The sequence below is a fragment of the Cellulomonas hominis genome (genome assembly GCF_005239125.1).
Classification (GTDB): Bacteria; Actinomycetota; Actinomycetes; order Actinomycetales; family Cellulomonadaceae; genus Cellulomonas; species Cellulomonas hominis_A.
Window position 1 is genome coordinate 1 of record NZ_SZYE01000300.1, and the last position, 2705, is coordinate 2705.

The following is a 2705-nucleotide window of genomic DNA, read 5'->3' on the forward strand; positions in this document are numbered from 1 at the left end:
GGCACCTGCCGCCGGCCGGGGTGCAGCAGCAGCCCCTCGCCGAGCACGACCAGGTCGAGCAGGCCGCGGTCGGCGCGGTGCACCAGGCGGGCGAGCCGCTCGCCGTCGAAGGCGCGGGCGGCGACGACGCCGACCGCGCCGTGCGTGCCGGGGCGGGCACCGGCGGCGGTGAGGTCGACGCCGAGCAGCGGGCGGCGGTCGGTGCGGGGCGAGAAGGGCATGACGGCTCCGTTCGGGGACGGCGGCGGGCGCGGACACGCGCGGCGGCAGCAGCGACGACGGTGCCGTCAGCGACGACAGCGACAGCGCCCGCACGGGGCGGCGGCGCGGGGCAGGGCGGGTGCCGAGGGCGCCCACGGCGCCTGCACGGTCCGGCTCATGCGTTCTCCTCGTGTGCCCCCGCCCGGCGGGCGGGTCCGCGTGTTGTCCGTCGCCGGCCGGCGACGGACCTGGTCCTCACCCGGGGCACCCACCCGCGCGGGGGGTTGCCGTCCGACCAGCCGGGGCTTCGCGTCGGAGCTCATGACCACCCGGTGCCCCCGGGAGCCCGCCGTGCGGCGCACCCCGGTGGTGAACCGGTGCCCGGAACCTACGAACCGGGCCCGGGCCCGTCAACGGTGGGCGGGTCGCGTCTCGCATGCCGGAGCGATGTCACGGGACGCCGGCCCCGGGCGTTCGCACGGTCCCGGATCGTGAGAACTCCCCCGCCGCCGCGCACGGCCCGGCCGCACGAGTGCTAGACCTCCGCCCCGAGGTCACGAGTCCCAGCGCCAAGCCCCGGCTGGCTGGGCAGCAACCCCACGTCACGGCGGGGTGCTCCGGGAGATGACCTGGCCGTCGGCCGGCACGCGCCGCTCCGCCGCACGGCAACCGTGATCGACCTGCTTGCGAGGCCACCATGTCGTCCCCGTCCGTCGTCGTCGTCTCCGGGAACCCGCGCGCCGGGTCCCGCACCCTGGCCGCCGCGCGCGCCGTCGCCGAGCGCCTGGCCGCGCTCGTGCCCGGCGACCCCGGCGGCCCCGCCGCCGTCGAGGTCGTCGACCTCGCCGCGCTCGCCGGCGAGCTGCTCGCGCCGGCCCACCCCGCCGCCGACGCCGCCCTCGCGCGGCTCGCGTCGGCCGACCTCGCGGTGATCGCGACGCCCGTGTACAAGGCGTCCTACACCGGCCTGCTCAAGGCGTTCCTCGACCTGTACCGGGCGGACGGCCTCGCCGGGGTCGTCGCGGTGCCGCTGGTCGTGTCCGGCAGCCCCGCGCACGCGCTCGCCGGGGAGGTGCACCTGCGGCCCGTGCTCGTCGAGCTCGGCGCGGTGGTCCCGGCGCGGTCGCTGACCCTGACCGAGGCGCAGCTCGGCGACCTCGGCCCGGCGCTGGACGCGTGGCTGGTCCGCGCCGCCGCCCCGCTCCGCCGGGCCCTCGGCGCGGCCGCCGACGTCGCGCCGGCCGCCGACCTGGCGGGGGCGGTCCGGTGACCGCCGAGCGCACCGACCTCGGGCCCCTCGAGCGGCTGCTCGCCGAGCAGGACGAGCCGCAGCTCGGCCCGCAGGAGTTCAAGCAGGTGTTCCGCCGGCACCCCGCGGGCGTCGCCGTCGTCGCGCTGCGGCACGCGGGGCAGCCGGTCGGGTTCACCGCCACCTCGGTCATCTCGGTGTCCGCCGCCCCGCCCCTGCTCGCCTTCTCGCTCGCGTCCACCTCCTCGTCCTGGCCCGCGGTGTCCGCGGCGCCCACGGTCGCCGTGAGCTTCCTCGCCGACCACCAGGACGACGTGTCCGCCCGGTTCGCCACCAGCGGGCTGGACCGGTTCGCCGCCGGCGGCTGGACGTCGCTGCCCACCGGCGAGCCCGTCATCGACGGCGCGGTGTCCTGGGTGCGCGCGCGGGTCGTGCAGCGCACGCCGGTCGGCGACTCGTACCTGGTGTCGCTGCGGGCGCTGTCCGCGGGCGTGCCGGCGGGCGCCGCCGAGCCCTCGCCGCTGGTCTACCACGACCGCACCTACCACCGGATCGGCGCGCACACCGCGCTCTGACGGCGCGAGCGCCACCCCCGGCGCGCGCCCCCCCGACCCGCCGCACCCCGACCGACCGGAGACCACCGTGACCCTGCCCCCGCCGCTCCTCGCCGGCCTCGACGTCGACGGCGCCGGCGCGCACCCGGGCGCCGGCGCGCTGTCCGGGCTCGCGCCCGCCGAGCTCGTGTCCGGCGCCCGCCTGGCCCGCACGGTCCGGCACGCCGAGCACGCCGGCCTCACGTTCGCGACCTTCGCCGACGCCGTGCTGCCCGCCGTCGCCGGCTCCCCCGCCTCGGCACGGCTCGACGCCGTCACCCGGGCCGCGTTCGTCGCCCGCACCACCCGCGCGATCGGCCTGGTGCCCGAGGTGCCCACGACCTACCCCGAGCCGTTCCACGTCGCCACGCAGCTCGCCTCGCTCGACCTCGCCAGCACCGGCCGCGCCGGCTGGCTGGCCGCGGTGACCCCGGGCGACGCGGCACCCGCCGCGTACGGGCGGGCGCCGGTCGCCGACCTGGACCGCGAGGCACGGGACGTGGTGCAGGTCGTCCGGGCCCTGTGGGACTCGTGGGAGGACGACGCGGTGATCCGCGACGTCGCCACCGGCCGGTACGTCGACCGCGACCGGATCCACCGGGTCGACTTCGTGGGCTCGTCGTTCTCGGTCGTCGGTCCGCTGATCACCCCGCGGCCGCCGC

At 79.0% G+C, this 2705-nt stretch carries 4 protein-coding genes and 2 riboswitches; of the genes, 3 read left to right on the forward strand and 1 reads right to left on the reverse strand.

What is annotated here, in order from left to right; translation table 11 throughout:
- The coding region (locus FA014_RS19090) for a hypothetical protein (protein WP_419178441.1) at positions 1 to 221 on the reverse strand (221 nt) is incomplete at its 3' end.
- A 192-nt stretch (positions 222 to 413) separates the two neighbouring features.
- A riboswitch (SAM riboswitch) is annotated at positions 414 to 528 on the reverse strand.
- 225 nt (positions 529 to 753) lie between these two features.
- A riboswitch (SAM riboswitch) is annotated at positions 754 to 857 on the forward strand.
- Between the two features lie 41 nt (positions 858 to 898).
- Between FA014_RS19090 and FA014_RS19095 the strand changes: the two genes are divergently transcribed.
- The 3 genes from FA014_RS19095 to FA014_RS19105 all read left to right on the forward strand — a co-directional run.
- A complete protein-coding gene (locus FA014_RS19095) occupies positions 899 to 1471 on the forward strand; it encodes an NAD(P)H-dependent oxidoreductase (protein ID WP_154731188.1) in 573 nt (190 codons plus the stop codon).
- Positions 1468 to 2025, forward strand: a complete 558-nt coding sequence (locus FA014_RS19100) for a flavin reductase family protein (RefSeq protein ID WP_154731189.1) — start codon at positions 1468 to 1470, stop codon at positions 2023 to 2025. The genes FA014_RS19095 and FA014_RS19100 overlap by 4 nt, the downstream gene beginning before the upstream one ends.
- A 67-nt stretch (positions 2026 to 2092) precedes the next feature.
- Positions 2093 to 2705, forward strand: a 613-nt coding sequence (locus FA014_RS19105) for an LLM class flavin-dependent oxidoreductase (RefSeq protein WP_154731190.1), incomplete at its 3' end; no start/stop codon positions are given.